Here is a 4,400-nt window from a genome sequence, read left to right as displayed (position 1 = left end):
CGGCCGGCCGGCCCCCGCGGTGTCCCGAGCCAGGGCAAGCAGCTCACCAGCAGGGCCGAAGACACCGTAGATGTCGGGCGCTCCGAACGGCGGCAGCCGGCGGCCATGAGATATCGCACATGCTTCGTCGGCGTCGACCTGGCGACGGGGGAAAAGCGTACCGACAGCGTCGGCCAGCGGACGCAGCGCGGCCGCCCCCCGCTCGGCGAGGGCGTCGAGCGTGACCGCCCCGGCAAGGCCGAACGAGCCCACCGACGTCCGCCGCAGGGCGGTGAGGTGGGCGCCGCAGCCCAGCGCCGCGCCGAGGTCGCGGGCCAGCGCCCGCACGTAGGTGCCGCTGGAGCAGGCCACGGCCACGTCGAGATCCGTGCCGCGACGGGCCAGCAGGTCGAACCGGCTCACCGTCACCCGGCGCGCCGCCAGGATGACGTCCTGCCCGGCGCGCACCCGGGCGTAGGCTCGCACCCCGTCGACCTTCACCGCACTGACCGCGGACGGGACCTGGTCGATCTCACCGGTGAGCGCTGCCATGGCGGCGGCCAGGCGCGGCTGGTCGGCGGCCGCCGTCTGGGCGACGGCGTCGTCCGCGACGGCGAGCACCTCACCCTCGGCGTCGTCGGTGGTGGTCGAGACGCCGAGCCGCACCGTCGCCTCGTAGACCTTGTCCGTCAGCGCGAGGTGCCCGAGCAGTCGGGTGCCCCGGCCCACCCCGAGCACCAGCACGCCGGTGGCCATCGGGTCGAGCGTGCCCGCATGGCCGATCCGGCGGGTGCGCAGTATCCGGCGGGAGCGGGCGACCACGTCGTGTGAGGTCCACCCCGACGGCTTGTCGACCACGACCAGACCCTCCGTGACCGGGCCTCCCGCCCCGCCCGGGACGGTGGCGGCACCCATCAGACGGGCAGCCGGGGTGCTCGCACCAGCGCGTCGCGCAGGCTGTCCAGTGTCTGCTCAAGAGGGTTCGACGAGGTCAGCCCGGCGGCGAAGCGGTGGCCGCCGCCACCGAGTTCGGTGCACACCGCGCCGACGTCGACAGCACCCTTGGAACGTACCGACACCCGCCAGACCTCGTCGGCGCCCTGCTTGCAGACGACCGCCACCTCGGCCTCGGCGGTGGTCCGCACGATGTCGATCACCCCTTCGATCTCGTCCAGGGTGAGCCCGGCGCGGGTGAGGTCCGGGAACGCGCACCACGTCCAGACCAGGTCGTGTTCGGGCTCCAGGCGGGCCCGGCCGAGCAGTTCGCCGAGCAGCCGCAGGTAGCCGAACCGGTGGGTGTCCCACACCGTCCGGGTGATCAGGTCGTGGCGGATGCCGGTGGCCAGCAGCCGGGCGGCCAGCTGGTGGACAGCCGGCGTCGTCGCGGCGTAGCGGAACGATCCGGTGTCGGTCACCAGACCGGTGTAGATCGCCACGGCCAGGTCGTGGTCGAGCTCCACGCCGAGCGCGTCGATGACATCGGTGATCATTACGCTGGTGGACGCGGCGTCGGCGTCGATGACGTTGATGTCCCCGAACCGGGTGTTCGAGGCGTGATGGTCGATCACGACCATCCGGCGGGCCCGGGTGGCGACCCGCCCCAAGGCCCCGAGCCGGCCAAGGCTGCCGGCGTCCAGCGTCACCACCAGATCCGGGGTCGCCGGGACCAGCGCCGGCGGGACGAGGAGGTCCTGGCCGGGCAGGAAGGTCAGGGAACGCGGCACCACGAACGGGTCACTGTCGAACGACACCGACGCCCGGCTGCCGAGCGTGCGCAGGGCCAGCCCAAGCGCGATCGCCGACCCGAGGCTGTCCCCGTCCGGGTCGACGTGCGCCACCAGCAGGATGCTCTCGCCGCCCTGGACGGCGGACAGGATCGCCTCGACCGCGCGGTTTCGTTGCTCGCCGACCGCGTCCCCGGACTCCGCCTGCGTCCGAGCCGTCGCGTCCCCGGCCTCGGGTACCGGTAGCAGGGACAGGTCCGCGAGGCTCGTCACGTCGGTCATCGCAGCTCGACCCCCATCATGTCCCCATCAGGCCCTCATCAGACATCATGCCCCCAGCGGGCTCGTCGTCATCCCCACGGGGCTTACGGTACGGGTCGGCCTCACCGGCCGGTCGGGCGCCATCCCGCACGCCGGCCAGGCTCGCGTCCCGCTTCCGGGCAGTGCTGATCAGTTCCTCGAGGTGGCGGGCGTCCTCCGGCAGCCGGTCGTGGACGAAGGTCAGGGTCGGGGTGACCTTGACCCCGGTCTGCCGGCCGACCTGGCTGCGCAGCAGGCCCTTGGCCGACTCCAGCGCGCGGGCCGAGTCCGCCCGGTCCGCGTCGTCGCCGTAGACGGTGTAGAAGACGGTGGCCTCGGTCAGGTCCGGCGTCACCCGGGCGTCGGTCACGGTGACCATGCCCAGTCGCGGGTCCTTCACCTGGCGTTCCAGCGCGGCCGCAACCACTTCACGGATACGTACCGCGAGCCGGCGGGCCCGAGCAGGGTCAGCCATGGCTTCCTCCCGTCACCGTCACCGTCACCGCATCCTCGTCGGAGGAGTCGTCCTTGTCGGAGGAGTCGTCCTCGTCGGAGAAATACCGTACTCGCGCCGAAAGCAGCTCCAGTTCGGGACGCTGCGCAACCAGACGCTCACAGGCCTCGACGACTTCGACGCAGTGGGCCCGATCCGCAGCCACCACGGCCACGGCGACCTGCGCCCGACGGTGCAGATCGTGATGGCCGGTCTCCGCCGCACTCACCGCATGCCTGCGGCGGAGCTCCGCCACCACCGGTCGGACCATCGACCGTTTCTCCTTCAGCGAGCGGATGTCGCCGAGGAGAAGGTCGAACACCGCCGTTCCCGTCCACATAGCCGTGTCCTCAAGGCTGCCTGGGAAGCTCCTCAGGAACGGGGAACCTCCCGCTGCTCGAAGGTCTCGATCACGTCATCGACCTTGATGTCGTTGAACGAGCCGAGCCCCACACCACACTCGTAGCCCTCCCGGACCTCGGTCGCGTCGTCCTTGAACCGCTTGAGCGACTCGACCGTGAGGTTGTCCGCGACGACGACACCGTCGCGGACCAGGCGCGCCCTGGCGTTGCGGCGGATGAGCCCGGAGCGTACGAGGCAGCCGGCGACGTTGCCGATCCGCGGCACCCGGAACACCTCGCGGACTTCGGCGGTCCCGAGCTGGATCTCCTCGTAGACCGGCTTGAGCATGCCCTTGAGCGCGTTCTCGATGTCCTCGATCGCCTGGTAGATGACCGAGTAGTAGCGGACGTCGACGCGCTCGCGCTCGGCGAGCTCCCGCGCCTTGCCCTCGGCGCGGACGTTGAAGCCGAGGATGACCGCGTCGGACGCGCTGGCCAGGTTCACGTCGTTCTCGGTGATCGCACCGACGCCGCGTCCGATGATCCGCAACGAGACCTCGTCGCCGATATCGATCTTGAGGAGCGAGTCCTCGACCGTCTCGACCGAACCGGACACGTCGCCCTTGAGGATGAGGTTGAGCTGGGTCTTCTCGCCCTCCTTCATCCGCTCCAGGATCGTCTCCAGGGTCGGGCGGCCACGGCTGAGCGCGAGCTCGGCGTTGCGTTCGCGCGCCTGCCGCCGCTCGGCGATCTGGCGGGCGACCCGGTCCTCCGGAACGACCAGGAAGTTGTCGCCGGCGTCGGGGACGCTGGTGAACCCGAGCACCTGGACGGGACGGGCCGGGCCGGCCTCGGTCACCGGGTCGCCGTGCTCGTCGAGCATCGCCCGGACACGGCCGAAGGCCTCGCCGGCGACGATCGAGTCCCCGACCCGCAGCGTTCCGCGCTGGACGAGGACGGTGGCCACCGGGCCGCGGCCGCGGTCCAGCCGGCCTTCGATCGCCACTCCCTGGGCCTCGACGTCGGTCGGGGCACGCATGTCCAGCGCCGCGTCGGCGGTGAGGATGACCGCCTCGAGCAGCCCGTCGATGTTGGTGCGGTTGCGGGCGGAGACGTCGACAAACATGGCGTCACCGCCGTACTCCTCGGCGACCAGCCCGTACTCGGTGAGCTGCCCGCGCACCTTCTGCGGGTCCGCCCCCTCCTTGTCGATCTTGTTGACGGCGACGACGATGGGCACGTCGGCGGCCTGGGCATGGTTGAGCGCCTCGATCGTCTGCGGCTTGACGCCGTCGTCGGCGGCGACCACCAGCACCACGATGTCGGTCACCTGCGCACCACGGGCACGCATCGCGGTGAACGCCTCGTGACCAGGGGTGTCAATGAAGGTGATCTTCCGCTCTTCGCCGTCGACCTTCGCCCGGACCTGGTAGGCCCCGATGTGCTGGGTGATCCCACCGGCCTCGCCGCTGACGACGTCCGTCTGCCTGATCGCGTCGAGCAGCTTCGTCTTGCCGTGGTCGACGTGGCCCATGACTGTCACGACCGGCGGCCGCGGCCGCA

5 protein-coding genes are annotated in these 4,400 nt (G+C 71.3%); all 5 read right to left on the bottom strand.

The window, feature by feature from the left end; translation table 11 throughout:
• Positions 1 to 894, bottom strand: an 894-nt coding sequence (truB, locus tag FrCorBMG51_RS01775) for a tRNA pseudouridine(55) synthase TruB (protein ID WP_086055209.1), incomplete at its 3' end; no start/stop codon positions are given.
• Positions 894 to 1,985: a DHH family phosphoesterase gene (locus FrCorBMG51_RS01770; RefSeq protein ID WP_047221380.1), complete on the bottom strand. Its 1,092-nt coding sequence runs from the start codon at positions 1,983 to 1,985 to the stop codon at positions 894 to 896. The genes truB and FrCorBMG51_RS01770, both read right to left, overlap by 1 nt.
• Before the next feature lie 16 nt (positions 1,986 to 2,001).
• Positions 2,002 to 2,478, bottom strand: a complete 477-nt coding sequence (gene rbfA / locus FrCorBMG51_RS01765; RefSeq protein WP_013874799.1) for a 30S ribosome-binding factor RbfA — start codon at positions 2,476 to 2,478, stop codon at positions 2,002 to 2,004.
• Positions 2,471 to 2,836 carry a DUF503 domain-containing protein gene (locus FrCorBMG51_RS01760; protein WP_047221379.1) on the bottom strand — a complete coding sequence of 122 codons (366 nt, stop codon included), beginning with the start codon at positions 2,834 to 2,836 and terminating at the stop codon, positions 2,471 to 2,473. Before FrCorBMG51_RS01760 ends, rbfA begins: the two co-directional genes overlap by 8 nt.
• A gap of 32 nt (positions 2,837 to 2,868) precedes the next feature.
• Positions 2,869 to 4,400 (bottom strand): translation initiation factor IF-2 (infB, locus tag FrCorBMG51_RS30345; protein WP_235433234.1); only part of this gene is annotated, 1,532 nt, incomplete at its 5' end.

This window comes from Protofrankia coriariae, from assembly GCF_001017755.1.
GTDB classification, from domain to species: domain Bacteria; phylum Actinomycetota; class Actinomycetes; order Frankiales; family Frankiaceae; genus Protofrankia; species Protofrankia coriariae.
Note: the sequence above shows the minus strand (reverse complement) of the source record. Positions and strands in the feature narration are given on the sequence as shown.